Genomic DNA, 23301 nt, shown 5'->3' with positions numbered 1-23301 from the left:
CCGGCCCGGCTCAGCCGGCGTCGAGGCTAAGCACAAAGCGGTCGAACGCGTGCCGGCCCGGGCGTCCGTCCACGACGTCGATGGCCCGGCGGAGCTCCGCGAGGTGCTCCGGCGCGAGCTGCAAGGGCGGCTCGTCCGGCTGGTACGTGGTGTAGATCGGATAGTCGACGCCGGGCGCCCGCGTCATCTCGATGTGGCAGCCGAGGATGTGCCGCACCGGATGCCGCGCGCAGAACCCGATCAGCCGGTCGATGGTCCGGACAAACGCAGGCCAGTCGTTGATGTAGAGGCGGCCTGGATAGACCGTGTCGCCGGTGAACAGCAGGCCGGTGTAAGGGTCGTAGAACGTGACCGCTTCATCGTGGTGGCCCGGGCTGGGCCAGCACTGCAGCACCCTGCCGCCCAGGTCCACGCGCGCCTGGCGGGCGTCGCCGTCGTCGTCCCCGAACGAGTCGTCACCGTCGTCGGCAAATCCGAAGAACTCCCACGCGCTGCCGCGCCCGGCGTCCACCACCACGGTGTCCGGCCGGTCCGCGAACTGGGCATCGCCGGCGACATGGTCCCCATGCGGGTGCGTGTGCAACACCATCAGCCCGTAGTCCTTCCGCGGATGGGCGGCCAGCCAGGCCTCGACCAGCCCGTCGACAACGCTGCGCAGCGGGAAGAACGACGCCGAGAAGGTGGCGCCGGTGTCGATCAGCACGGCCCGGCTGTTGCCGAACAGCAGGAACATGAACGGCGCCTCGTAGTTGACCGCCATGTTCTGCCGCAGGATGACGGTGTGCTCGTCGTAGGCGTGGACCTGGATGTCCGGGTCCGTGTTGTGTTTGGCGGACTCCGAGCCGTGGATCCAGGCCACGTCAAGGTTCCCGGCGCGAGGAACGCCGGTGGTGAAGTCGAGCGCGGCGCCGTCCATCCCTAGAGCCCCGGGAGGACCTGGTCGCGGACCTGCTTGCGGAGGATCTTGCCGAGCATGGAGCGGGGAAGGTCGCCGGTTTCGACGATCCGTTTGGGTACCTTGTAGCCGGCCAGATGCTCCCGGCAGTGCGCGCGCAGGGCCTCTTCATCGAGGACCGTGCCGGGTTCCAGTTCGACGGCGGCCACCACCATTTCGCCGCCGCGTTCCAGCGGTTTGCCGACGACGGCGGCGTCGCGGACGTCCGGGTGCAGGCGCAGCACGGCCTCGACCTCGGTGGGCGAGACGTTGAAGCCGCCGGTGATGATCAGTTCCTTGGCCCGGTCCACCACGGTGGTGAAGCCGTCCTCGTCCACGGTCACGACGTCGCCGGTGTGCAGCCAGCCGTCCGGGGTGAGGGTCTTCGCGGTTTCCTCGGGGTTGTTCCAGTAGCCCTGGAAGACCTGCGGGCCCTTGATCAGGAGCTCCCCGGGCTGGCCCTGCGGGACCTCCACGGAGGGATCGTCGACGTCGACGACCTTCATCAGCGTGGAGGGGAACGGCACGCCGATGGTGCCGGTGCGGCGGGTGGGGTGGAACGGGTTGCCGAGCGCCACCGGGGAGGATTCAGTCATCCCGTAGCCCTCCACGAGCAGGCCGCCGGAGACCGATTCCCAGAGTTCCACCACGTGGCCGGGCAGGTTCATGGCGCCAGAGATGCAGTACTTGCAGGACCGCAGCGAGACGCCCTTCTCCTTCGCGGCCATGGCCGTGCGCTCGTAGATCGGCGGGACGGCGCAGTAGACGGTGGCGGGCGACTTCTTCATGGCGGCGAGCACCAGGTCCGGGTCGAACTTGGGGAAGAGGACCAGCAGGCCCTGCTTCCGGATGCCGTAGGTCAGGTAGAGCGTCATGCCGAAGGCGTGGAACATCGGCAGGATCGCGTAGAAGACCTCCTTGCGGTACTCCGCGCCGGCCATCCAGGCCTCGCCCTGGAGGGCGTTGGCGTAGAGGTTGAAGTGCGTGAGCATGGCGCCCTTGGGACGGCCGGTGGTGCCCGAGGTGTACTGGATCGCGGCCAGGTCCTCCACCGAGGGGCGGGGGTGGGCTGGGTCGATCCGGCCGTGGCCCAGCAGCTCCTTCCAGGGCATGGTTCCGGGGGCGGGCGCACTGAGGGAGGCCCGGGTGTCACGAAGTTTTTTGACCGGCAGCTTCAGGGCCAGCCGCTTGGCGGCCGGGAAGGCCTCGAGCAGGTTGACGGAGACCACGTGGTCGATTTCGACGTCGGCCGGGAACTCCCGCACGGCCGCGGCGGCCTTGTCCCAGGCGATCACGATCCTGGCCTGGTGGTCCTCGAACTGGTGGCGCAGTTCGCGGGAGGTGTACAGCGGGTTGTGTTCGACGACGACGGCGCCCAGGCGCAGCACGGCGTAGAACGCGACGACGTGCTGCGGGCAGTTCGGCAGGATCAGGGCCACCCGGTCGCCGGCCCGGACGCCGAGCCGTCGCAGGCCCTCGGCCGCCCGGTCCACCTGCTCGCCGAGTTCGGCGTAGCTGGTCCGCCGGCCGAAGAATTCCAGCGCCGGGGCGCTGCCGGCCTCGGCGACGGACCGCTCCAGCATGGCGACCAGCGACTCCGTAGGCAGCTCGATCTCGGCCGGGACCCCCGGCTGGTAGTTCTTTACCCAAGGCTGCTGGTCTGTGTGCTCCATGCCCACATCATTTCGCGAACTCCGGTGCGGCGGCGAATCCGGACGCTCCCTCACCTTTGGCGGCGATTCCCCCGACGCTCCCTCACCTCTGGCAGGAATCCCGGCAACGCTCCCTCAGCTGACCTGCGGGAGCGTCGCGCCAGAAATCCCCAAACCTGAGGGAGCGTCCGGGTGGGTGGGCTAGAGGGCGGACCAGCCGCCGTCGGAGGCGAGGATGGCGCCGTTGACGTTGGTGCCGTCGTCGCTGAGCAGGAACGTGATCGAGGCGGCCAGTTGCGCCGCGCTGGCAGGGGCCGGGATGTTGGCCCCCATCAGCGGGCCGAGGCGTTCGGCCGCCAGCTGCGAACCCCAGTCGGCCACGATGTTGGTGATCGTTGCTCCCGGCGCCACGGCGTTGAAGCGCAGCCCCTTCGGGCCGTACATCACCGTGGAGTTCTTGGTCAGGCCGACGACGGCGTGCTTGGACGCCGTGTACGCGGCGCCGGCGGCGGACCCTCGGATGCCGGCCTCGGACGTCACGTTGACCACCGACCCGGCGCCCGCCTCCAGCATCAGCGGGACTACGGCCCGGGTCAGCCGCATCAGCGCGGTGACGTTGATCCGGAACACCCGTTCCCAGATCGCATCATCGACCTCGTGGACCGGCGCGAAGTTGTCCATGATGCCGGCCACGTTCGCGAGCGCGTCCACCCGGCCGTCGGCGGCGGTAACGACGGCGGCGACGGTTTCCTCGGTGGAGATGTCCCCGGCCACCGGCACCAAGTCCAGGTCCGGGTGCGCGGCCACCAGGTCATCCAGCCGCTCCTTGCTGATGTCCGCCGCGACCACCCTGCCGCCTTCCTTCGCCACGCGCAGCGCGGTGGCCAGGCCGATGCCGGAGCCGGCGCCGGTGACGATGACGGTCCGGCCGGCGAAACGCCCCGGGGTGATGGTTTCCTGCCATGAAGCTTCGTTGCCCATGTTGTCCTTCCAGTGCTGGTTGGTCCTGACAGCGCCAGCCTAACCGGGGCAGGACCGCCCGGATAGGCCAGCGGCACCCGCATCCGGCGTCGCGGTTTGACGGGATGCCCGCGGGCTGTTCACAGTGGTTCAGTGCTCCTGAACATCGACCCCGCCGCCCCGGGCCCCCTGACTCCCGGCATCCGACCGCGACGGAGGCAGATCGGGGCCCTTTTCGGCTTTCTGGCCGCGTCCTGGTTGGTCTCCCTGCTCGGCTCGCTGCCCATCAGGATGAACAGCGCCTGGTACGCGGCCGCGGTCACGGCACCATGGACTCCCCCGGGGTGGATGTTCAGCGCGGCGTGGATGGTGCTGTACGCCTCCATGGCGGTGGCGGCCTGGCTGGTGTGGCGCCAGCAACTCTTCCCGCGGCGCGATGCGCTGAAGGTTTACGCCAGCCTGCTGGTGCTCAATCTGGCGTGGCCGATTATGTTCTTTGGCCTGTATCCGGTGATGGGGTCGGCCGCCCTCTGGCTCGCGCTCGCAGTGATCGCGGCGCACGCGGTCCTCGCCGTCTTTGCCGTGCTGAACTTTGGGCCGATCAGCACCGCCGCCGGCGTCCTGATGCTTCCCTATGTGTCATGGCTGCTGTTTTCGGCCAGCCTGAACCTGTATGCGGCGCTGAACAACTAGGTCCTAATGGCCGGCTAACGGGGATGACGACGGCGGGGTCCCCGCCGTCGTCATCCCTTGGACCGCTGCTTGCCGTCCGCCGCAAACGTTCAGGCTGTGGCGTGCTCGGCGAGGATCGCGTCGACCTGACCCAGCGCCCCCTTCATGCCTTCCTCCATGCCCATGGCCACGACCTTCTCCATCTGCTCCTCGGATTCGAAGGTGGAGAGCACCGTCATCCGGGTCCCGCCGTCGGCCGGTTCCAGTGTCACAACGCCGTGGATGGTGCCCATGTCTGCCACCGGCTCTCCGTTCTCATCCGCGAACCCGTCGTCAAACTCCAGGCGGCGCGGGGAATCGATGGCGACGAACCGCCACCAGCCGCGGGCCTTCTCCCCGTCCGGGCCGGTCATGAAGTAGCTGGCTGCACCGCCCGGGACGAAGTCGTGCTTTTCGAAGGTGGCCGGCCAGGTGGGCGGGCCCCACCAGCGCTCGAGCTGGCGCGGGTCCTCCCAGATCTGCCAGACGCGCTCGACGCCGGCGTCGAACTCGGTGACGATGCTGAGGCTGAGTGCCTCGAGATTCTTGACCGAACTGATGACTGTCATGACGAACCCTTTCCATCTTCTGCCTTGCTGGTTTCTGTTTTGCCCGAGTCCGGTTCGGCCAGTAGGTCCGCGATCCGCCCGGCCCGCTCCCGCCAGATGGCCTCGTACTCGTCGAGCAGCCTGCGGGCCCGGCGCAATCCGTCGTGGTTGGCCCGCACGATCTGCTCCCTTCCGCGCTTGTCCTTGGTCACCAGGGAGGCGCGTTCCAGGACCGCCACATGCTTCTGGACGGCCGCGAAACTCATGGCGTAGAGGGCGGCAAGGCCGGACACGGAGGACTCCCCTGCGGTCACCCGCCGCATGATGTCCCGGCGGGTGCTGTCGGCGAGCGCCTGGAACAGGCGGTCAGTCGCTTCCTCACTCAACTGATATACAACCATTTGGTTGTATATTATGCCGCCGACACTTGGCTGTCAATGGTTGGCGGGTCATCCCAAAAAGGTCCGGTGGATGTCGCTGCCGTAGCGGCGGATGATGTCCCGTTTGGCGTTCCGGAAGGCCTCGAGGTCACCGGAGCGGCCGCGCTGGGCGGTACGGCGGCGGGCGAGCTCGTCCGCGATCACGTCCAGGAAGAGTTCCGCGAGCAGCAGCCGGGCGGAATCCCGGAACCGCCCCCGCCCGTCAACGTACAGCTGGACCGTGGGGGCGGCCGTGTTGATGATGACCTTCCGCTCCGCGGGGTCGTAGACGGCGCGGTCGGCGCTCTCGTGCAGGCTGCGGAAGTCGTAGCCGGTGAAGAGGTCGACGCCGTGGTCCCGGCTGGGCCGGGGCGCCCCCTTGGGCCTGTTCCGCCCGCCGGAGCCAGGCGCGGAGCCCGCAGCCGAGCCCGTCGGTCCCGTCGCGACCGCAGCCGGGCCCGTCGGTCCCGTCGCGACCGCAGCCGGGCCCGTCGGCTCTGCCGGGCGCACTTCCGGGCCGACCCCGCCGTCGGCCGCGGGGTGGGGCGGCTGGTCCGCGGCGTGCTGCGAGGCGTGCTCGGCGATGACGAGCTCGCAGAGCGCCCAGTAGTCGCCGACGCGGACGGTGAGCTCGCCGCGGTCACCGGCCCGCTCCCCCGTCGCGGTCCATTCCAGCCGCCGTGTCCCGGCGAGCGCGGCGACGGGAACCGGAGCAGGCGCCGGGTTGATCGCCAGCGAACCGGGCAGGTCCGCCTCAAAGGTAAGCGTTCCGCCGTCGGGCAGCCGGGCAGGGTCCAGCAGCAGCGACACCTGGAACGGGCGGCCCGGGGGACGGTAGTAGAACGGGGTGGTGAAGCGCAGCGCCGCCGGTTCCCCGCCCGGGGCGCCGGGGTCCGGCGCGGTCTCAAGCCCCAGGTCGACGACGGCCGCCTCGTTCATGCGCTGCAGCAGCCGCTCGATCATCTCCGCCGTGCGCCCGGAAGTGGTGGCCCGCTCCAGGTGCGTGAGCTTTTCCTTCTCAGCCTGCACGGCCGCGGCGATCGTCCCGCTGACGGCCCTGGAGAACGCGGCCACGAAGGGGTCGCGCGGATTCAGCCCCTCGCGTTCATCGCTGATGACCGCGCGGCCGCTGCCCAGCATTTCGGTCAGCGCATCGCACGTCACGGTGCCGAAGAGGTATTCGGTGCCGACCTGGTTCTCGAATTCGAACAGCTGGCAGTCCAGGGCGGCCTTCCCGGAGAGGACCACCAGGCCGTTGGTGCGTTCGTCGCCGCGGAGCGTCAGCTCTGCGGCCGTGGCCCGCTTCAGCGTGAGGGTGAATGGATACGTCCCGCCCTCGAAGCTGACGCTGCCGGGCTGGTCCGGGCCGAGCAGCACGTCCGCCGCGGGCTCGCGGAACCGGACCGGGCCACCGCCGGTTCCCTGCTGCCCGTGCTCCAGTTCCACCCGCCGCCGCCCCAGCACGGCGCGCAGGTAGAAATTGTCCGACAGCGACTGCAGCAAGGTGCCGTACTGGGTGATCCGGACGCGGGGGTTGTCGACGACGACGGTCACCGAAGTGCCGGCGGCCCCGGGCGCCTCCTCGATCCCGAGCCGGGCGTAGTCGGCGGGGAAAGCGCGGCGGTCCTCCCCGCCGTCGTCGTAGAGATAGCCGCCGTTGGCGCTGCGGAAGACGTCGATCCGGGTGAAGCGGCCGTCCTGGATGGTTTCGATCCAGCCATGGCCCAGCCCGAAGATGGCCTGCTTGAGCCCGCGGCCGAAGTAGCCGCGGCCGTCCCCCACGCCGCGCGCCAGCGGGCTGTGGGCCCCGCCGTAGCTGAGGATCCGGCCGGCTTGTTCGAAGGACATGCCCTCGGCCTGGTCGCTGACGCTCAGCACTGCTCCGGCATGGTGGCGCTCGTAGCGGACCCGGATCCGCCCGGAGACGGGGACGCCGGCGGCTTCCAGCCGGGCGTAGCTGTCGTCGCTGTTGGTGATCAGTTCCACCAGGGCCTTTTCCACCGAAGCGAAGCGCCGCGAGTCGATCCCGATCACGCGCTGGTCCACCCGGATTTCAGCAACTGTCATGCTGCTTCCCCCGCTGCTCCTGGCACGCACCCGCGGCGCGCGCCCCGTCTACCGGGACAGTAGCAGTCCGGAGGGCGGCCGCCTAGGGAGTGCGGGCCGCCGGCTCCTGGTCAGCCATCCCCGGGATTTCGGGGGCGTCAATGAGGCCCTTGAGCCATTCGACGGCATCCGTCCGGGAGGTGAAGAATTCGTGCGGGTACTGGGTGTCCCGGCTGGTGGCAGCGGCCACCACGCGGTCCACCGCGCTGGATCCGAGCACGGCAATGGCGCTGACGTCGGAGGACTTGGCGAATTCGTAGCGGGCCGCTGCGCTGATCTCGACGTCGGCCATTACCGAGAGCATCGGCATCCGCTGGCCCTGGCAGATCCGTTCTGTCGCTTTCATGGCGTCGCGGGCGTCGTCGACGTCGACGAAGGATCCGGGCGTCCACACCGATTCAATGATGCCGCCGCTGACTCGCAGGATGTTTTTCCCGCCGGCCGCGTAAATGGTTTCTGGCATCATCTGGCCAATTCTAGGCATTGCATGCCCTGGAGCGGGGACAACACGGCCGGGCCCGGAAACTTCAGCACCCGCTTGACTCCGCCCTCCTCCCTGTCTCTTTCGTGGCCCGGGACCGGGGCGTACCCTGAAAGAGAGTCAGGCAGCCGGCTCTCTCCACTGAGGAATCACGTGCGCGCCGGGACACCCTTCGTCCCCGGACTATCGACGCCGGCGCCGTCGCCTGCCAGTCCCCTAAGCGTCAACACGCCGGGGTAGGCGCGCCCCCACGACGGCCGACCGAATCCCCGCCACCACGCCCGACGATTCCGTGTTTCCCAGCCGGGATGTGGCCCATCAGGACATTGGGGGTGGGCCACATCCACGGCTACCAGGGACCGTCGCGACAGGGTCATTCGCCGGATTTGACTCGCAAAAAGGCCAAGAATATGCTAAGTGCACGCCCCGAGGCCAACCCCCAATGGCCTCGGGGCGCTTCAGCGTCCAAAACCCTCTTCGCGCAACTGGGCATCGATGATCCGGTGGTACGTGGCGAAGTGGCCGCCGCGGACGAAGAGCTCGCAATTGATGCCCTTGATCCGGGCAAAGTCCTCGGGGCGCGTCGGTGAGTCCTGCGGCGGACCGGGGCCGGCGCCGGCTGCCGCGCCTTCAGGTGTCAGATCCAAGCAGACCGGCGGGTTCTGCCGGTCCGCGACCCCGGCGGGGGTACCTTTGAGACGGTGCTGAAAGGTTCGGCGGCCCTCAGGAGGAAAACGTGGTCGTTCCACCGCAGACTGTCGACGGCGGAAAAGCAACCGTCCACTTGCGTGAAGACGGCCTGCTGCATTTGCAGTGGCTGCCCGGCAGCAGCATTGAGGTCCAGGACGCCCGCGCCGCGATGGCCACCGTCAACGACGTGTGCCAGGGCTCCCAGCGTCCGATGCTGGTGGATATGGCGGCGGTCGCCTCCGTCAGCCGGGAAGCCAGGAGCATCTGGTCGATTCCGTGCAGCGCCTCCCGTATCGCCCTCCTCGGGCGCTCTCCGGTGGACCGGGTCCTGGCAAACTTTTTCCTGGGCGTGCACATTCCCCCGTGCCCGACCCGGTTCTTCACGTCCCGCAGCGAGGCAATGGACTGGCTCAATGCCGGCCAGTAGAGGTAGGCGCCGGTCTTCCGGCACCCGTCCCGCCCCGGCCCCCTCCTTCGCCGCGCCTCCGGCACTCCCGGTTCCATGACCTCGGACCACGGGACCGACGACGCCCGTCTGCAGCAACTCGTCGACGGCATTGTCCGGCTGGCCGCCGGAGAGCTGAGCGCGCGGATTGAACCCTCGGCGCAGAGAGACGCGATCGATGCCGTCATCACCGGCGTCAATCTCCTCGCCGAGGAGCTCGGGCATATCTATGCGGATCTGGAGGAACGCGTCGCCGCCCGGACGGCCATGCTGAAGCGGACGCAGGTCGAGCTTGAGAAATTGGTCAAAACTGATGCGTTGACCGGGCTGGCGAACAGGACCCTGCTGAGCGAGCGGATCCACGAGGCCACCGACGCCGGTGCTCCCGGCGGACATGTTCCGGCAGTGCTGATTCTTGACCTGGATTCATTCAAAGCCATTAATGACACCCTCGGCCACAGCGCCGGCGACGCGGTGCTGGTCGAGGTCGCCCGCCGACTCTGCACGATTGTACGGGCAACGGACACCGTGGCCCGCCTCGGCGGGGACGAATTCGCGGTGCTTGTGACCGGCGCCAGCGTGGAGGAAGTGCTGCTCATTGCCCACCGCGCCTGGGAGTGCCTGCAGGAGAGTATGGATATCGGCACGGAGACGGTCTGGACGACCGCCAGCATCGGAATTTGCCTGCGGAACGGCAGCAGCACCGCAGAAGAACTGGTGCGCGACGCGGACATTGCGATGTACCAGGCAAAGGCCCAGGGCCGAAACAAGGTGCAGCTGTTCCATCCGGACATGCTCGACGCCGTCCAGGAACGCTCGCGCGTCACCGCCGAGCTGCGTTCGGCAGCGGCCGACGGGCAGCTCACCCTGCTCTACCAGCCGGTGGTCGCCCTGGCGTCGGGGAGGGTGACCGGCGTCGAGGCTCTGGTCCGCTGGCACCACCCCGTGCATGGCACGATCATGCCGGACAACTTCATCGGCATTGCGGAAGAAACCGGCCTCATCCTTGAGCTTGGCCGCTGGGTCCTGCACGAGGGCGTCGCCCAGCTTCAGCGCTGGAAGGAAACCGCGCCGGATCTCACGGACTTCCGCCTGCACCTGAACCTTTCGGCCGCGGAGCTCCTGCGCAGCGATCTGGTCGACGACGTCAGGGAGACACTGGCCGAGAATGGCGCGGAAGCGGGCCGGCTGGTCCTCGAGATCACCGAGAGCGTCCTCATGTCCCGCGAAACGGGCGAGGAGCAGGTACTCGAAAAGCTCCGGGCAATGGGAATCGGGCTCCAAATCGACGACTTCGGTACTGGATACTCGTCCATCAGCTATCTCCGCTCCCTTCCAGCCGACACCGTCAAGGTCGACCACACCCTGATCGACAACCTCGAGACCGACCCCCAGCAGCGGAAATTCGTCTCTGCCATCCTGCAACTGATCTCTGCAGCGGAGCTTGAGGCGATCGTGGAGGGTATCGAAACGGCCGGGCAGGCCGCGCAACTGCTGGAGATGGGATGCCTCTACGGCCAGGGCTATTTCTTCGGCCGTCCCGTCCCGGCCGAAGAAATTCTCGACCTCGTCCGCCGCCAGGATCAGCCTAGGTAGAGTGTGGCTATGGCGAAGCTTTGGGACCGGATGCAGCTTCTTCCGACGGTCGCACGTCTGGCCTCCCGGGCACCGCGTGATCCCCACCAGGCCTGGGAACGCTACTGGCGGGGCATCCGGACCACGGGCACTACGGGCGATGTGCTCTGGGATGCCGATTCCCCGGCCGAGCGCCGGCAGTATGCGGACCTACTCCTCGGACACTTCGACCCGGCGCTTCCGGTGGTTGACGTCGGGTGCGGCAATGGGACCTACACCCGATGGCTGGCCACGGACTTCCCCCGGGTCCTCGGCGTCGACGTCTCCGCCGGCGCGATCGACCGGGCCCGAAGCGAGACCGCGGACACCCCCAATGCCGAGTTCGCCGTCGTGGACGTCACCGCGCCCGGCGCCGGAGAGCTCCTGGTAAGCCGGCTGGGACCGGCCAACGTCTTCGTCCGCGGCGTGTTCCATGTCCTGAAGGCTGACAAGCAGGCCGCCCTGGCAGGAAACCTGCGAACACTGGTGGAAAGCCGCGGACGGGTCTTTGTCGCGGAAACGAACTTTCCGGGGAACAGCCTCGACTATCTGGCCGAGCTCGGCGCGACGGGCCGCGACGTGCCGCCGCAACTGCGGCGCGCCCTGGAGAACCTGCCCCGCCCCGGGCGCTTCGGCACCCCGGAGCGGCGCAGCGTCTTCCCGGACACCGACTGGCAGCTCATCGCCGAGGGCCCGGTCGGCATCGAGGTCGTGCCGATGAACGATGCCCGGCTCCCGCAACGGGTGCCCGGGTACTTTGCGCTCTTGGCCGGCGCCTAGCGGTCCAGCCCCAGTTCCTCCACGACGGCGGCCACGCGCGCCCGCTGCTGCGCGTCCAGACCCCGGATCGGCAGCGGCAGGCTGGACTGCCGAACCAGCCCCAGCTGCTCGGCCACGGCGGCGACCACCCGCAGGCTGCCGCCGAACTCGGTAAACAGCCGCCAGAGCGGCGCCAGCTGCTCCGACTCCGCCAGCGCATCGCCCGTCCGGCCGTCCCGGACCGCCGCCACGATCCGCAGCGCCGCCTCGGGCAGGGTGCCGCCGATGACCGAGTACCAGGCATCGCAGCCGGCGGCCAGCCCGGCGGCGGCCATGGCGTCCCCGGAGACGCCAATGGTCACGTGCGCGGGAATGGACGCCCGGATCGCGCTCACGCGGGCCCGGGCCTGGTCGGGGTCGGCCGGGACGCCCGGGATCTTGATGGAGGCGACGCCGGGCAGGGCGGCGATGCGGCCGTACAGCTCCGGCGTGAACGTGAACCGCGTCGTGCCCGGGTTGTCGTAGACGATGACCGGCAGCGAGGAGGAGGCTGCGACGGTGCGGAACAGCTCGAACACGTCGTCGTCGGTGAGCGGTTGGTACGTCATGGGCGCCAGCAGGAGACCGGACGCGCCGGCCTCCTCCGCCTGTTCGGCGTTCGCCAGCACGTGGGAGGTCCGCAGCGCCCCGATGCCGATGAAGACCGGCGTCCCGGCGGCGTGTTCGACGGCGAGGCGGGCGACGCGGCCGCGCTCCGCGGTACTGAGGTAGGCGTAGGACCCGGTGGATCCGAGCGCGGTGATGGAATCCACCCCGGCGGCGGCCAGCCGGTGGATCAGGCCCGCGAAGGCGGCCTCGTCCAGGGCATCGTCGGTGAGCGGGGTGAGCGGGAATGCGCTCAGGCCGGTGAACATTGTTCGAGCTCCTCATGGGGTCGGGGGCGGCGGCCGCCACGCTGGGCGGCTGCACCGGCAAGGATAACCATCAGGATGCCGGCAACCTGGATCGCGGAGGGCTGCTGGCGGAGTACCAGCAGGCCAAGCAGGACGCCGAAGCCGGGTTCAAGGGCCATCAGGGTGCCGAACGCCGTCGGCGTCATCCGGCGCAGCGCCAGCATCTCCAGGGCAAACGGCAGCACGGGCAGCAGCACCGCGAGGCCGGCCGCTGCCGCAAGGATTCCGGGCGAGAGATGCCCCGCAGCCTGGGGTACGCCGACGACCGCGGCCGTCACCGCCGCCACCGGGACGGTGAGGGAGAGGGTACCGATGCCGGTGAAACGGTCCCCGATCCGCTGGGTGAGCACAATATAGGTTCCCCAGGCGACGGCGGCGAGCACGGCGAAGCCCGTCCCGACCGGGTCGAACCCGCTGCTCCAGGGCTGAGTCAGCAGGACGACCCCGGCGAAGGCCACGGCCGGCCAGATGAGCGCCCGCCGGTTGTGGCTGCGGACGCCGGCGACCGTCAGGGGGCCCAGGAACTCGATGGCGACGGCGGTCCCCAGCGGAATGTGTTCGATCGCGGCCAGGAACGCGATCGACATGAGCCCGGTCGCGACGCCGAGCGCCAGCAGCGTCGGCACGTCCCGCCGGCGGACCGAACGCAGCGGCGGCCGGACCATCGCCAGCAGGATCAGGGCGCCCAGGCTGAGCCGCAGCCATGCGGTCCCGGCGGGCCCGACGGCGGCTATCAGGTCCAGCGACAGGGCGGATCCCAGCTGGACCGAGAGCATCGCCGCGACAGCCAGCCCCCAGGGCGGGACCGGGACGGCCGCCTTGCCCGGACTACGCATCCGCCGCCTCCGCCGCCCGGGGGCCCGAGCCCACGCCCGGTTCGAACACCGCCAGGGAGAACCTGGCCGGGTCGCTGCCGCGGTTGGCGTAGGAGTGGGCAGAATCGCCCGCGAAGGCGACGGCGTCGCCGGATCGCAGCAGCACAGTCTGGTTCGCGGCCACGACCGTGACCTCGCCGGCCTGGACCTGCAGGAGTTCCTTGGTACCCGGCGCGTGGGACTCGCTGCTGTGCTGCTCCCCCGGCTGCAGGGTCCAGTCCCAGAGCTCCACCACGTCCGGCGGCTCGGTGCCGGCCACCAGCAGCCCGCGGCCACCGGACCCGCCGGTCCACAGGGCTGCCCCTTCGCTGGCCCGGGTCACCTTCAGCGGCCTGGGCTGGGGCGATTCGACCAGGGCCGGCAGCCCTACGCCCAGGGCATCGCTGATCCGGAGCAGGGTCCCGACACTGGGATTGGTGGTGCCCTGCTCTACGTTGACCACCATCCGGCGGCTGACGGCGGCAGCACTGGCGAGCTGGTCGAGGGTCCAGCCCCGCGCCAACCGCTCCTGCTTCACCCTCAAGCCGATCGCCACCGCCAGGATCGCTGCGTTATCATCCATAAGTGCATCATAATGCACTTCCAGTGCACTGGGACATGAGGCACCCGCTGTGATGAGTCTCACCTGCAATATTCGCCGTCTGGCTTGAGGCGCCGTGCGGCCGGTGTGCATCATGAAAGGTAGGTCCGGGACAGCCTCCCGGCCCGCGAAGCCCTAAAGCAGAGGCCGGCGCATCCAGCCGGAACTCCGTGGCGGGGCACCATCCTGGTGGACGCAATGAGGCCAAACCGGTGAGCTCGCAGAGCTACCCTTGGCCGCAGGCGTTCCTAGTTTGGCCACGGCGGCTCCGCATCGGTGCGGCAGCCGGACATCCGGATTCAGAAATGGAAGCACTAAACAATGACGTTTGAAACTGCCAGCCACACTGTCACCCACAAGCTCGTGGACCGCGCCACGATGCACCACGAACTGGACGCCCTGGTCCACGACCTCTCGGTCCGGCACAACACCGCAAAGTCCAACATCGCGGTCCACGCCAGCGGCCCGAACACCTTCACCCTTAGCCTGAACGGCGCGGCCAACCTGGATGCGGCGTCCGCCTAGAATTTTCAGGCACGGCAGCACCACCACGACGACGGCGGGAGACTCCCGCCGTCGTCGTGGCTTCCGGCCCCTCACCGGGAACTGCCGAGCTCCCGGGTTACGGCAGGCATGACTAACTGCGCCGCGATGGACGAAAAAATTCCGGTCCGATTCGGGCCAGCGCCCCGCCCAAGCTGGCACACTGGCCGGGTGGGCGTAGTAGACCGGACCCGCCGCTGCGCGTCAGGCCTGGTCCCACGCCCTCAGCACATCCTGCATCCGCGCCCGAATTGGGGAGGCATCTGTGAAACTCTTGCTCACGTCCGGCGGCGTGACGAACCCAAGCATCCACGCGGCGCTCGAGCAGCTGCTCGGAAAACCGGTCGGCCAGTGCCACGCCCTGATCATTCCGACCGCGCAGTGGGGCCACCCGATGTGCGGGCCGGCGTCGGTGCGGCGGCTCATGGCCGCCGGTTCCGGATCCCGCCACCTGTCCGGCCTGGGCTGGGCGTCCCTCGGTGTCCTTGAACTCACCGCGCTGCCGAGCATCGGCACGGAGCGGTGGGTCCCCTGGCTTCGGGAGGCCGACGTGCTCCTGGTCGACGGCGGCGACGCGACGTACCTATCCCACTGGATGCGGGAATCCGGGCTGGCCGAGCTGCTTCCGGCGCTGACCAACACGGTGTGGGTGGGCGTGAGTGCCGGGAGCATGGTGATGACGCCCCGGATCGGGAAATCCTTCGTTGAGTGGTCCTCCGCCCCGGACGACCGCGCCCTCGGAGTGGTGGACTTTTCGATCTTCCCGCACCTGGACGCGTTTCCGACCAACACCCCGGAGCACGCAGCGCGCTGGGCCGCCGACCTCGGCGGCCCGGCCTACGCCATCGACGAACAGACAGCCATCAAAGTTGTCGACGGCTCCGTCGAGGTGGTCTCTGAGGGACAGTGGACGAAGTTCGGGTGACGGCCGCCGGGTATTCCTGACGCCCTCCCCCTACGGCGCCCCTGCGGGCCGCGCTTGGGACAGGCGGCGTCCAAGTGCCAGCACGCGCGAGGCGATACTGTCGGCCACCGCGGCCGCGGGCCCGACCGCAGCGGCCAGCGGCTCGCCCGCGCGGCCGCTGAGCACCGCGGTCCACAGCGCCTCGACGGTCGAGACCGCCTCGATGGCCCCCGTCGGCCTGGACACCAGCCACCCTCCCCCGGTCGCTGCCACCTTCGGGGCACCGGGCCAGGACCGGCAGAGGTCATTGACCGTCTGGGCGACGATCAGGTGTTGGCGCATCGTCCGCACCGGTCCCAGCACGGGATCGGCCACGACGGTCTGCCCGCAGGCTCCGCACATACGTTCGTCCTCCCCTACGGCATGACGTCGCCGGAGTTGGGCCCCAGCGTCTGGCCCACGTACAGGTTGCCGCCCGGGTCGCTGGCCAGCAGCAGCGCGGTGGGGGCCACCTCGGCGGGGAGGCCAAAACGGCCCAGCGGCAGCTCGGCACGTTTGGCCGCCTTCCAGTCCTCCGAGATGCCCTCCACGAGCGGCGTCTCGATCGGCCCGGGCGCGATGCTGTTGACCAGCACATTGTCGCCGGAGACTTCCAGGGCCAGGGCCTTTGTCAGCCCCACCACCCCGGCCTTGGCGGCACTGTAGTGGGCGAGCCCGGTCCCGCCCTTGAGGGCCAGCTGGGAGGCGATATTGATGATGCGGCCCCACTTCCGTTCCCGCATCTCGCCCACCACCTCGCGGCAACACAGGAAGACACCGGTGAGGTCGACGGAGACGGTTTCGTTCCACATGGCCAGGGTCATGTTTTCCAGCGGCGACTCGGTCAGCAGTCCCGCGCTGTTCACGAGGATGTCGATCCTGCCCAGCTGCGCGCGGGCGGCGGCGAACGCGGCCTTCACGCTCGCCTCGTCCGAGACGTCGACGGCGATCCTCCCGGATCCGCCGTCCCGGTCCAGGACGGCAACTGTGTCGCCGTTCGCCGCGAAAGCCTCGGCGATGGCCTTCCCGATGCCGCTGGCACCGCCGGTGACGACGACGGCCCGGCCCGTCGAGTGCGGGGAAGTGTCAGTGTTCTGCATAGTGTCCTTTCGGGAGGTTCAGGCTCGCATCTTGATGGTGAGTCCGCCGTCGACGATCAGGGATTGACCGGTGACGTAGGCGGCGGCGTCGGAGGTCAGGAAGCCGATGACGCTGGCGACTTCCTCCGGACGGCCGACCCTGCCCCACGGGATGTCCCGCCCGGCCCGCTGCAGGCCCTCGGGACCGAGGGAGTTCACCGGGTCCAGGGACTGCGGTGTCTCGATGAGCCCGGGGATGACCGCGTTGGCACGGATGCCGCGCGGTCCCAGCTCGGCGGCCACGCTGCGGACGAGTCCGAGCACCCCGGCCTTGGCGGCCGCGTAGTGCGCGTGTTCCTCCCAGCCGTAGACCCCGCCGGCGATGGATGACACCGCGACCATCGCTCCGCCGTCGGCCATCCTGGTGGACCCGGCCCGGAGGGTGCGGAGGACGCCGGTGAGGTCGACGTCGAGCATGTCCTCCCAGCGGTCATCGGTCATCTCCCCCAGGGGCGAGTTGCGCAGGATGCCGGCGTTCGCCACCGCGTAGTCGAGCCTGCCGTACTCGTCGACGGCGCGCTGGGCGAACGCGTCGACGGACGGCGTGCTGCGGACATCCACTTCCTGGATCACCGCCTGGCCGCCGGCATCCTTGACCTGGCGCAGGGTTTCCTCCGGGTCGTGGGGATCGCCGGGGAAGGTGCCGATCACCGAATGGACGCCGCGGCCGGCGTAATGGACCGCGAGCGCGCGGCCGATGCCGCTGGCCGCACCGGTGATAACCGCCACCTGCGCCGCATCCGGGCTCATGCCTGGACCTCGTGCGGGTGGTCCTCCAGGAGGGCTTCGGCCGGCGGCTTGGCCGCGATCATCAGGAGGCCGGAGACCAGGGTGCCCACGGCACCGACCCAGACGGCCGCGGTCCCGGTTCCGCTGCTGGCGGCGATCGCGGTGAAGATGGCGCCGCCGATGATGGTGCCCGGCTGGCTCATCGCCCCGATGAACGCGGTTCCGGTGGCACGGCAGCTGACCGGGTAGCACTCCGCCATGAAGTACTGGATGGCGGCGTAGGGGCCGACCAGGAAGAACAGGCCGGCGCCGTAGGAGGCAATGATCGTGAAGGCGTTGGTGGCGAGCGGGCTGAGCATGATGGTAAAGGAGATGCCGGACAGGATCCAGCCACCGATGATGGTCTGCTTGCGGCCGATCTTGTCGCCGAGCCAGCCGTGGAAGACGTAGCCGAAGTAGGCGAGCAGGTTGATCACAATCAGCATCCAGAAGGCGTCGGAGAGTTCCACGCCCTTGGCGTTCTTCAGCACCGAGCTGCCCAGGACACTGAAGATGGTGATGCCGAAGAAGTTCACGATCCATGCCAGGGAGAACACGATGGTGTTCCGCCGCAGGTGCGGTTCCCAGATCCGCTTGAGCGGAGCAGCGGAGGAGTGTTCGACGCCGTAGGCGCGGGCCAGGGCGTGGGCCTCATCCGACTGCCCGCCCTTCTCCAGTTCCGTCAGCTTGTGGTGCAGCTCGAACTGCGGGGTTTCCTTCAGTTTCTTGGCGATCACCCACACAATGACGATGGCCGGGACGGTGGCCATCAGGTACAGGGCCCGCCAGCCGAGGGACGGCAGGAAGGCGAGCGCGAGGGCACTGGCCAGCAGGAAGCCCAGCGGCCATCCGCCCTGGATGAACGAGTAGTGGAAGCCGGGGCGCTTGCGCTTATCCGCGACCTCGGTCACCTGGTAGACCTCGTTCATGTAGGTCGCGTTGACCGCCTGTTCCGAGAAGCCCAGGCCGCCGAAGGACCGGATCAGGACCAGGAGACCGTTGCTGAGGAAGGGGATGCCGGTCGGGATCAGAGCGGTCAGACCGGAAACCACCGCGGTGCCGCCAATGGTTGTCATCATGCCCTTGCGGCGGCCCAGGCGGTCGATCACGGGGCCGATCCCGAAGCAGACAATGGCGGTGCCCACGGCGATCCAGGTGTTGATGGCGTAGGCCTCGGGCGCGGTCCAGCCAAACTCCTCCTGCATGGCCGGCAACAGCGTCCCGAACAGGCCGTAGTCGAAGACGGCAATGGTCCAGGCGAGCAAGGCCAGGACAGTAGCCGCGCTGGTGTTCTTCTTGGAGAAGACCGGGAAGCGGCGCTTCTCGTCCGGCCGCGGCCGGGTCAGGTCGACGGCGGGTTCCTGAATGCTCATGACTGGTTTTCCTTTCGGGGGCTGCGGGCGAGGAACGAGTCCGCGATCTGGTCGAAGGTCATCCAGTTGACGCCCTCGTGGGAGTTGATGTGCTCGACCAGGCGTTCGAGCATGAGCAGTACCTGGGGGCGGCCCGAGACGTCGGGGTGGATGGTCATCGTGAAGACGGCCTGGTCCATTTCCCGGTAGACCCAGTCGAACTGGTCGCGCCACATCTGTTCGATATCGCGGGGGCTGACGAAGCCGTGCGAGTTCGGGGAGGCCTTGATGAACATCATGGGAGGCAGGTCATCGAGGTACCAGTTGGCCGGGATCTCGACCAGGTCCGTTTCCTTTCCGCGGACCAGCGGTTCCATCCAGCTCTGGGCGTCCTTGGTGTAGTCGATCTTCTTCCAGCTGTCGCCGACCCGGACGTAGTAGGGCTCGAAGTCGCGGTGCATCAGGGAGTGGTCGTACTTGATCCCGCGTTCGAGCAGGATTTCGTTCGTGACCGGTGAGAACTCCCACCAGGGTGCGACGTAGCCGGTGGGACGGCGGCCGGAGACCTTCTCGATGAGTTCGATCGAGCGGTCGAGGATTGCGGTTTCCTGCTCCCGGGTCATGGCGATGGGGTTTTCGTGCGAGTAGCCGTGCACGCCGATCTCGTGACCGGCGTCGACGATCATCCGGGTCAGGTCCGGGAAGGTCTCGATGGAATGGCCCGGCACGAACCAGGTGGCGGGAAGACCGTACTTTTCGAAGAGCCGGATGAGGCGCGGGCCGCCGACTTCGCCGCTGAACAGGCCGCGGGAGATGTCGCACGGGGAGTCTTCGCCGCCGTAGGAGCCGAGCATGCCGGCTACGGCGTCCACGTCGACGCCGAATGCCACTTGGATGTCCTTTGTCATGGGTTCAACCTTTCACTGCGCTTGTTGTTGGCTTTTGTTGTTCTGGGGTGCCGGCCGCGGGTCTCTCCGGATCCGGGGCCTTGCCGCGGAGCGCGAAAGCTTCGGCGATGCGGTCCGGCGCTTCGCCCAGCCTGAGCAGCACGCTCAGCAGGATCAGGGACTGGGACGGCCTGAGCCATCCGGACGGTATGGCGCCGGCCTCGTGCAGGTCTTCGCCGCCGCCGTCGCCGTAGACGGGAACGACGGCGCCGGCCTCCACGCGGGTGCTGGTCACCACTACGACACCTGCCGCCGCCGCTTCGGCTACGGCCTGGCAGATCGGGTGGTTGGCGTTGCCGGTCCCTGTTCCCTGCAGCACGATTCCGGCCGCGCCCGCCTGTACCGAACTCCGGAACTGGATGGCATCGGCGCCGGGGTAGACAGCGACGAGGTCCACCCGCGGCCCGGCCCCGGCACGGGGCAGCGGCAGTGCGGCGTGCTGCCGGGGAGTTGCTTTGAAGCTGACCTCCCCGGACTCGGCGACGGAGCCGATCGTTCCAAAATCAGGGTTGGCGAAGGCCTCGGGCTTGGTGGTGTGGCATTTCCGCACGCCGGTCGCGGGAAAAATGGCGCCGGCGAAGGCCAGCAGCACGCCCTTCCCGCGGGCCTCCGGTGAGCCGGCGACAGCGATCGCCCGGGCGAGGTTTCCCGGCCCGTCGGGGCTTGGGGAATCGGCCGCCTGCTGCGCCCCGGTAAAAACCACCGGGCGGGGATCATCATGGGTCAGCGCCGCCAGGTAGGCGGTTTCCTCCATGGTGTCCGTGCCGTGGGTGACCACGACGCCGAGGACCTCCGGGGCCGAGAGGGCCTCTCGGATCCGGGCGCAGATGGCGATCATGTCATCCACGGTCAGCAGGTACGACCCTTTCCGGAAGACGTCGACCACGCGGACCGGGTGGGCGGGCGGTTCGCCGATGCTGGCGAACACCTGCTCCCCGGTATCGGACGCAACCGCGCCCCCACCTGCCTCGGAACCGCGGGAGGAGATGGTCCCTCCCGTGGCGAGCAGCACCACATAGGCGCCGCTCGAATCTGTGACAGTCATATGTACTCCGTTGCTCCTGCATCCGTTGCCGGACACTCACCCAATCGATTGGGTATGTGGGTAGAAAGTATCTTCGGGATGTTTCGTGCAACTGCCGTCCGGCGTTTCGTCGGCGTAAACACTTCTGGTGTCGGCGCCGCCCGCCGGGCTACCCAAACGATTGGGTTGGGGGTAAAAATGACTATAGGATGTGACCTGTGACACGTCAAGGGCCCTATGGCGGGAGATGCCCGGCCGTATCCGGCAGTCTTGGTTTGACGCTTTCTCGAGCTGCGGCAGGGGACAAATGAAGGAAAATACGGCCGACGGCCGCACCGTGACACTCAAGGATCTCGCCAGCGAGCTGGGCATCCACCCGTCGACCGTGTCCAGGATCCTGCACTCGGGCTCCGAGGTGGCCCGCGGTGCCGCCTCCGTAGCCACCGCCGAACGGGTCCGCGAACTGGCGCGGAAGCGCGGCTATTCACCCAACCCGCAGGCGGCCGGGCTGCGGACGCGGCGGACCCGCCTCATGGGCGTCATCGTCCCGCGGCTCTCCGACCTCGTCCTGGCCATCATGTACGAGGGCATTGAGGAAGCCGCGGCCGAGCTCGGCTACTCCACCTTCGTGATGAACTCCCGGGACGATCCGGAGGAACAACGCAGGAAAGCGGAGACCATGCTGGCGCGCCGGGTGGATGGCTTGATCATCGGCGATGCCCACCTGGACGGCAGCCATTTGCGCGAGCTCAGCGCCCGCAACGTTCCCTTCGTGCTGATGAACCGCCGCGTGCCCGGCTACCCGTCGGCCACCTGCGACGACGTCCTCGGCGGCCGGCTCGTGGCCGACCACCTGTGGGGCAGCGGCCACCGGGACGTCGCCGTCATTGCCGGCGAGCCCTACGCCAGCACGGCCGTGGACCGGACCGGGGGCTTCGTGGACCGGTGGAAAGCCCTGGGCGGCACGATCTCGCCCAAGGCCGTGGTGTGGTCCAGATTCGACACCGTCGGCGGCCACGAGGCCACCGAAACCATCCTGGCCAGCGGGCTCCCCCGCCCCACCGCGATCTTCGCGGTCAACGACTTCGCCGCGATCGGCGCCATGGGCACGCTGCGCTCCCACGGGCTCACCGTCGGCCGCGACGTCGCGGTGGTGGGCTTCAACGACACCTCCGTCGCGGCCGAGCTCCCGATCCCGTTGTCATCGGTCCGCTCCCCCATGCTGGACATTGGCCGGACGGCAATGCGGCTGCTCAAGCGTGTGCTTGACGGTGAAACAGTCGAGCCCGTCCTCCTCGAACCGACCCTCTGCATCCGGGAAAGCAGCGCGCAGAGCATCCCCGGCTGACCCCGCAGCGCGGTCAGCCGGCCGCGCCGGTCAGGTTGGCTGCCCCGACAATGCCAAGGGCCAGCGTGCACGTTGCGCGGACTTCCCCGTCGGCGAGGTCCAGCTGCAGCAGCTCCTCGATCTTGCGCATGCGGTAGCTGAGCGTGTTCCGGTGAATGAAAAGTTCGGCGCAGATTTTGGGGGCGCTCCCGCTGTGCCGCAGGTACGCCTCAAGAGTTTCCAGCAGGGCGCCCGCCCCGTCTGCGGTCAGCGGGGCCAGGAGCCGCCGGCACATGGCCACGAGTCCCTGACTGGGAAGACCCTGCACGATGCCGGCGAGGTCGGCGGGCGGCGCCTGGTGCACACCGGGCGTTCCCACCTGGCGGCGGGCGAGCTGGAGCGTCAGCGGCAGTTCCCCCAGGCTGCCGGACTCCGCCACGACGACGGAAATTTCCGGGGCATCGCGGAAGAACTCCCGGACCGTCGCCAGCAGGCCGGCCGGCCCCTCGCGCCGCTGGAGCAGCAGCGAGGTCAGGCCTGCCTCCTCCATGAACCGCACGGTGCCATAGACACCCTGCAGGCCAACCCGCGCCCGCCAGGCGACGGCCCTTAGCCGCGCCGGGGCGACATCCGCGGTGCCGCCGATGAGTACCGCGCTCCACTCCGCGCCGGGATCGAAACCTGACTCGAGGGCGAAGCGGCGCAACGGAACGTCCGGATCGCCGCGGTCCACATAAAGCGCTTCCATGAAGCGTGCAGCTTCCCGCGAATGCAGGGGCGAACGCGAGCCCAGCGTGTAGCTCAGCTGCATGCCGATCACAGCGGCAACGGGACCCAGGATGGGCTGGAGGACCAGGTCCGCGCCGATCCCTTCGATGGAGAGCCGGAACTGGTCCGCGGCACCGCTGGGCAGCCGCAGGGTGGTCCGGGCGGTCCCGCCGTGCGCCGAGCCGGCGGCCACCAGCTCGAAGCCGTCCTGGTCGATCACGGCCACCCTGGCGTTCACGGCGTCCGCGACCCGCCCCAGCACCTCGGCGAGCGACCGGCCGTCCGCCGCCAGCCTGGTGCAGTCGTCTGCCAGTTCCCAGCCCTGCCGCAGCTCTTCGAACCGCTCGGCGGCGATCACCTGCTCCACGTGTTGCATGACCAGCACGAACGGCACTTCGGGCGGAAGCTCGAGCAACGGCAGGCCATGTGCCTCGCAGGCCTGCAGCAAACCGGCCGGCAACTCCCGGTGTGCCGCCCCCAGCCCAAAGGCCAGTGCGGAGACGGGGACGTCCATCAGCCGTTCAACGTAGGCATCCCAGATCCGGAAGTCCCGCACGTTCAAGCCCATGCCGTTGGTCAGCACCAGGGCATTGACACTGAGGAACGGCCGCGGGTCCATGTGTTCCGTGGGAGCGCACCAGGCAATGGGCCGGTTCAGCCTGCCCTCGCCGCCGGCAACGCGCAACCGGACGTCCAGTCCGATGTCGGCTACAAGGTCTGAGATTCTCATGGCACCTCCCAGCGGAGCGAAAGTCCTACATGT

At 68.8% G+C, this 23301-nt stretch carries 25 protein-coding genes; 7 read left to right on the top strand and 18 right to left on the bottom strand.

What is annotated here, in order from left to right:
- Positions 1-10: 10 nt before the first annotated feature.
- The 3 genes from ASG71_RS04505 to ASG71_RS04495 form a co-directional block, all read right to left on the bottom strand.
- Complete coding sequence (locus ASG71_RS04505; protein ID WP_056737520.1) at positions 11-916, bottom strand: MBL fold metallo-hydrolase; 906 nt, start codon at positions 914-916, stop codon at positions 11-13.
- Positions 917-918: 2 nt separating this feature from the next.
- A complete protein-coding gene (locus tag ASG71_RS04500) occupies positions 919-2607 on the bottom strand; it encodes a long-chain-fatty-acid--CoA ligase (RefSeq protein WP_056737519.1) in 1689 nt (562 codons plus the stop codon).
- A 180-nt stretch (positions 2608-2787) separates the two neighbouring features.
- Positions 2788-3567 (bottom strand): SDR family NAD(P)-dependent oxidoreductase, encoded by a 780-nt coding sequence (locus ASG71_RS04495; RefSeq protein ID WP_056737518.1) that lies wholly within the window; start codon positions 3565-3567, stop codon positions 2788-2790.
- A 132-nt stretch (positions 3568-3699) separates the two neighbouring features.
- Between ASG71_RS04495 and ASG71_RS04490 the strand changes: the two genes are divergently transcribed.
- Entirely contained in the window at positions 3700-4239 is a 540-nt protein-coding gene (locus ASG71_RS04490; protein ID WP_056737517.1) for a TspO/MBR family protein, read from the top strand.
- Between the two features lie 89 nt (positions 4240-4328).
- Here ASG71_RS04490 and ASG71_RS04485 read toward each other — a convergent pair whose 3' ends face one another.
- From ASG71_RS04485 to ASG71_RS04465, 5 genes are all read right to left on the bottom strand, one after another.
- Positions 4329-4826, bottom strand: a complete 498-nt coding sequence (locus ASG71_RS04485; protein ID WP_056737516.1) for an SRPBCC family protein — start codon at positions 4824-4826, stop codon at positions 4329-4331.
- On the bottom strand, positions 4823-5206 hold the full coding sequence (locus ASG71_RS04480) for an ArsR/SmtB family transcription factor (RefSeq protein ID WP_056737515.1): 384 nt from the start codon (positions 5204-5206) through the stop codon (positions 4823-4825). Before ASG71_RS04480 ends, ASG71_RS04485 begins: the two co-directional genes overlap by 4 nt.
- A 48-nt stretch (positions 5207-5254) precedes the next feature.
- The gene (locus ASG71_RS04475; RefSeq protein ID WP_056737514.1) at positions 5255-7291 is read right to left on the bottom strand and encodes an ATP-binding protein; all 2037 of its coding nucleotides are present in this window, start codon (positions 7289-7291) and stop codon (positions 5255-5257) included.
- An 82-nt stretch (positions 7292-7373) separates the two neighbouring features.
- A complete protein-coding gene (locus ASG71_RS04470) occupies positions 7374-7796 on the bottom strand; it encodes an STAS/SEC14 domain-containing protein (protein WP_056737513.1) in 423 nt (140 codons plus the stop codon).
- A 473-nt stretch (positions 7797-8269) separates the two neighbouring features.
- On the bottom strand, positions 8270-8458 hold the full coding sequence (locus tag ASG71_RS04465; protein WP_056737512.1) for a hypothetical protein: 189 nt from the start codon (positions 8456-8458) through the stop codon (positions 8270-8272).
- A gap of 89 nt (positions 8459-8547) precedes the next feature.
- Here ASG71_RS04465 and ASG71_RS04460 point away from each other — a divergent pair, with 89 nt between their 5' ends.
- The 3 genes from ASG71_RS04460 (at position 8548) to ASG71_RS04450 (ending at position 11340) form a co-directional block, all read left to right on the top strand.
- Positions 8548-8928 (top strand): STAS/SEC14 domain-containing protein, encoded by a 381-nt coding sequence (locus ASG71_RS04460; RefSeq protein WP_056737511.1) that lies wholly within the window; start codon positions 8548-8550, stop codon positions 8926-8928.
- A 75-nt stretch (positions 8929-9003) separates the two neighbouring features.
- On the top strand, positions 9004-10542 hold the full coding sequence (locus tag ASG71_RS04455; protein ID WP_056737510.1) for a putative bifunctional diguanylate cyclase/phosphodiesterase: 1539 nt from the start codon (positions 9004-9006) through the stop codon (positions 10540-10542).
- 9 nt (positions 10543-10551) lie between these two features.
- Positions 10552-11340: a class I SAM-dependent methyltransferase gene (locus ASG71_RS04450; protein ID WP_056737509.1), complete on the top strand. Its 789-nt coding sequence runs from the start codon at positions 10552-10554 to the stop codon at positions 11338-11340.
- Here the strand turns inward: ASG71_RS04450 and ASG71_RS04445 are convergent.
- From ASG71_RS04445 to ASG71_RS04435, 3 genes are read right to left on the bottom strand one after another with little or no spacing between them, the layout of a single operon-like run.
- On the bottom strand, positions 11337-12233 hold the full coding sequence (locus ASG71_RS04445) for a dihydrodipicolinate synthase family protein (RefSeq protein WP_056737508.1): 897 nt from the start codon (positions 12231-12233) through the stop codon (positions 11337-11339). The two genes, ASG71_RS04450 and ASG71_RS04445, sit on opposite strands and share 4 nt — an antisense overlap.
- Positions 12218-13108 carry an EamA family transporter gene (locus tag ASG71_RS04440; protein WP_056737507.1) on the bottom strand — a complete coding sequence of 297 codons (891 nt, stop codon included), beginning with the start codon at positions 13106-13108 and terminating at the stop codon, positions 12218-12220. The genes ASG71_RS04445 and ASG71_RS04440 overlap by 16 nt, the downstream gene beginning before the upstream one ends.
- Complete coding sequence (locus ASG71_RS04435; RefSeq protein ID WP_056737506.1) at positions 13101-13709, bottom strand: helix-turn-helix domain-containing protein; 609 nt, start codon at positions 13707-13709, stop codon at positions 13101-13103. The genes ASG71_RS04440 and ASG71_RS04435 overlap by 8 nt, the downstream gene beginning before the upstream one ends.
- 339 nt (positions 13710-14048) lie before the next feature.
- Between ASG71_RS04435 and ASG71_RS04430 the strand changes: the two genes are divergently transcribed.
- Positions 14049-14252, top strand: a complete 204-nt coding sequence (locus ASG71_RS04430; RefSeq protein WP_056737505.1) for a hypothetical protein — start codon at positions 14049-14051, stop codon at positions 14250-14252.
- Between the two features lie 283 nt (positions 14253-14535).
- Positions 14536-15195 carry a Type 1 glutamine amidotransferase-like domain-containing protein gene (locus ASG71_RS04425; RefSeq protein WP_056737504.1) on the top strand — a complete coding sequence of 220 codons (660 nt, stop codon included), beginning with the start codon at positions 14536-14538 and terminating at the stop codon, positions 15193-15195.
- 30 nt (positions 15196-15225) lie between these two features.
- Here ASG71_RS04425 and ASG71_RS04420 read toward each other — a convergent pair whose 3' ends face one another.
- From ASG71_RS04420 to ASG71_RS04395, 6 genes are read right to left on the bottom strand one after another with little or no spacing between them, the layout of a single operon-like run.
- A complete protein-coding gene (locus ASG71_RS04420) occupies positions 15226-15576 on the bottom strand; it encodes a hypothetical protein (protein ID WP_056737503.1) in 351 nt (116 codons plus the stop codon).
- Between the two features lie 14 nt (positions 15577-15590).
- Positions 15591-16313, bottom strand: coding sequence for an SDR family NAD(P)-dependent oxidoreductase (locus ASG71_RS04415; RefSeq protein ID WP_056737502.1), 723 nt, complete (start codon positions 16311-16313; stop codon positions 15591-15593).
- A gap of 18 nt (positions 16314-16331) precedes the next feature.
- Entirely contained in the window at positions 16332-17102 is a 771-nt protein-coding gene (locus ASG71_RS04410) for an SDR family NAD(P)-dependent oxidoreductase (RefSeq protein ID WP_056737501.1), read from the bottom strand.
- A complete protein-coding gene (locus tag ASG71_RS04405) occupies positions 17099-18493 on the bottom strand; it encodes an MFS transporter (protein WP_056737500.1) in 1395 nt (464 codons plus the stop codon). The genes ASG71_RS04410 and ASG71_RS04405 overlap by 4 nt, the downstream gene beginning before the upstream one ends.
- Positions 18490-19380, bottom strand: a complete 891-nt coding sequence (locus ASG71_RS04400) for a polysaccharide deacetylase family protein (RefSeq protein WP_056737499.1) — start codon at positions 19378-19380, stop codon at positions 18490-18492. Before ASG71_RS04400 ends, ASG71_RS04405 begins: the two co-directional genes overlap by 4 nt.
- 4 nt (positions 19381-19384) lie before the next feature.
- Positions 19385-20464: an asparaginase gene (locus ASG71_RS04395; protein ID WP_200947938.1), complete on the bottom strand. Its 1080-nt coding sequence runs from the start codon at positions 20462-20464 to the stop codon at positions 19385-19387.
- A 286-nt stretch (positions 20465-20750) separates the two neighbouring features.
- Between ASG71_RS04395 and ASG71_RS04390 the strand changes: the two genes are divergently transcribed.
- Positions 20751-21791 (top strand): LacI family DNA-binding transcriptional regulator, encoded by a 1041-nt coding sequence (locus tag ASG71_RS04390; RefSeq protein WP_056737498.1) that lies wholly within the window; start codon positions 20751-20753, stop codon positions 21789-21791.
- 13 nt (positions 21792-21804) lie between these two features.
- On the opposite strand, the gene ASG71_RS04385 is transcribed toward ASG71_RS04390, so the two are convergent.
- Positions 21805-23268 (bottom strand): PucR family transcriptional regulator, encoded by a 1464-nt coding sequence (locus ASG71_RS04385; protein ID WP_056737497.1) that lies wholly within the window; start codon positions 23266-23268, stop codon positions 21805-21807.
- Between the last annotated feature and the right edge of the window lie 33 nt (positions 23269-23301).

Origin of the sequence: Arthrobacter sp. Soil763, from assembly GCF_001428365.1 — a bacterium.
Taxonomy (GTDB): domain Bacteria; phylum Actinomycetota; class Actinomycetes; order Actinomycetales; family Micrococcaceae; genus Arthrobacter.
The sequence above is the reverse complement of the archived record's forward strand: the minus strand, read 5'-3'. Positions and strand labels throughout refer to the sequence as shown.

Bases quoted from the DNA above. Each gene is read 5' to 3' on its own strand.
- ASG71_RS04505 (WP_056737520.1), bottom strand. From the start codon at position 916: ATGGACGGCGCCGCGCTCGACTTCACCACCGGCGTTCCTCGCGCCGGG.
- ASG71_RS04500 (WP_056737519.1), bottom strand. From the start codon at position 2,607: ATGGAGCACACAGACCAGCAGCCTTGGGTAAAGAACTACCAGCCGGGG.
- ASG71_RS04495 (WP_056737518.1), bottom strand. From the start codon at position 3,567: ATGGGCAACGAAGCTTCATGGCAGGAAACCATCACCCCGGGGCGTTTC.
- ASG71_RS04485 (WP_056737516.1), bottom strand. From the start codon at position 4,826: ATGACAGTCATCAGTTCGGTCAAGAATCTCGAGGCACTCAGCCTCAGC.
- ASG71_RS04480 (WP_056737515.1), bottom strand. From the start codon at position 5,206: ATGGTTGTATATCAGTTGAGTGAGGAAGCGACTGACCGCCTGTTCCAG.
- ASG71_RS04475 (WP_056737514.1), bottom strand. From the start codon at position 7,291: ATGACAGTTGCTGAAATCCGGGTGGACCAGCGCGTGATCGGGATCGAC.
- ASG71_RS04470 (WP_056737513.1), bottom strand. From the start codon at position 7,796: ATGATGCCAGAAACCATTTACGCGGCCGGCGGGAAAAACATCCTGCGA.
- ASG71_RS04455 (WP_056737510.1), top strand. From the start codon at position 9,004: ATGACCTCGGACCACGGGACCGACGACGCCCGTCTGCAGCAACTCGTC.
- ASG71_RS04450 (WP_056737509.1), top strand. From the start codon at position 10,552: ATGGCGAAGCTTTGGGACCGGATGCAGCTTCTTCCGACGGTCGCACGT.
- ASG71_RS04445 (WP_056737508.1), bottom strand. From the start codon at position 12,233: ATGTTCACCGGCCTGAGCGCATTCCCGCTCACCCCGCTCACCGACGAT.
- ASG71_RS04440 (WP_056737507.1), bottom strand. From the start codon at position 13,108: ATGCGTAGTCCGGGCAAGGCGGCCGTCCCGGTCCCGCCCTGGGGGCTG.
- ASG71_RS04435 (WP_056737506.1), bottom strand. From the start codon at position 13,709: ATGGATGATAACGCAGCGATCCTGGCGGTGGCGATCGGCTTGAGGGTG.
- ASG71_RS04430 (WP_056737505.1), top strand. From the start codon at position 14,049: ATGACGTTTGAAACTGCCAGCCACACTGTCACCCACAAGCTCGTGGAC.
- ASG71_RS04420 (WP_056737503.1), bottom strand. From the start codon at position 15,576: ATGTGCGGAGCCTGCGGGCAGACCGTCGTGGCCGATCCCGTGCTGGGA.
- ASG71_RS04415 (WP_056737502.1), bottom strand. From the start codon at position 16,313: ATGCAGAACACTGACACTTCCCCGCACTCGACGGGCCGGGCCGTCGTC.
- ASG71_RS04410 (WP_056737501.1), bottom strand. From the start codon at position 17,102: ATGAGCCCGGATGCGGCGCAGGTGGCGGTTATCACCGGTGCGGCCAGC.
- ASG71_RS04405 (WP_056737500.1), bottom strand. From the start codon at position 18,493: ATGAGCATTCAGGAACCCGCCGTCGACCTGACCCGGCCGCGGCCGGAC.
- ASG71_RS04400 (WP_056737499.1), bottom strand. From the start codon at position 19,380: ATGACAAAGGACATCCAAGTGGCATTCGGCGTCGACGTGGACGCCGTA.
- ASG71_RS04395 (WP_200947938.1), bottom strand. From the start codon at position 20,464: ATGACTGTCACAGATTCGAGCGGCGCCTATGTGGTGCTGCTCGCCACG.
- ASG71_RS04390 (WP_056737498.1), top strand. From the start codon at position 20,751: ATGAAGGAAAATACGGCCGACGGCCGCACCGTGACACTCAAGGATCTC.
- ASG71_RS04385 (WP_056737497.1), bottom strand. From the start codon at position 23,268: ATGAGAATCTCAGACCTTGTAGCCGACATCGGACTGGACGTCCGGTTG.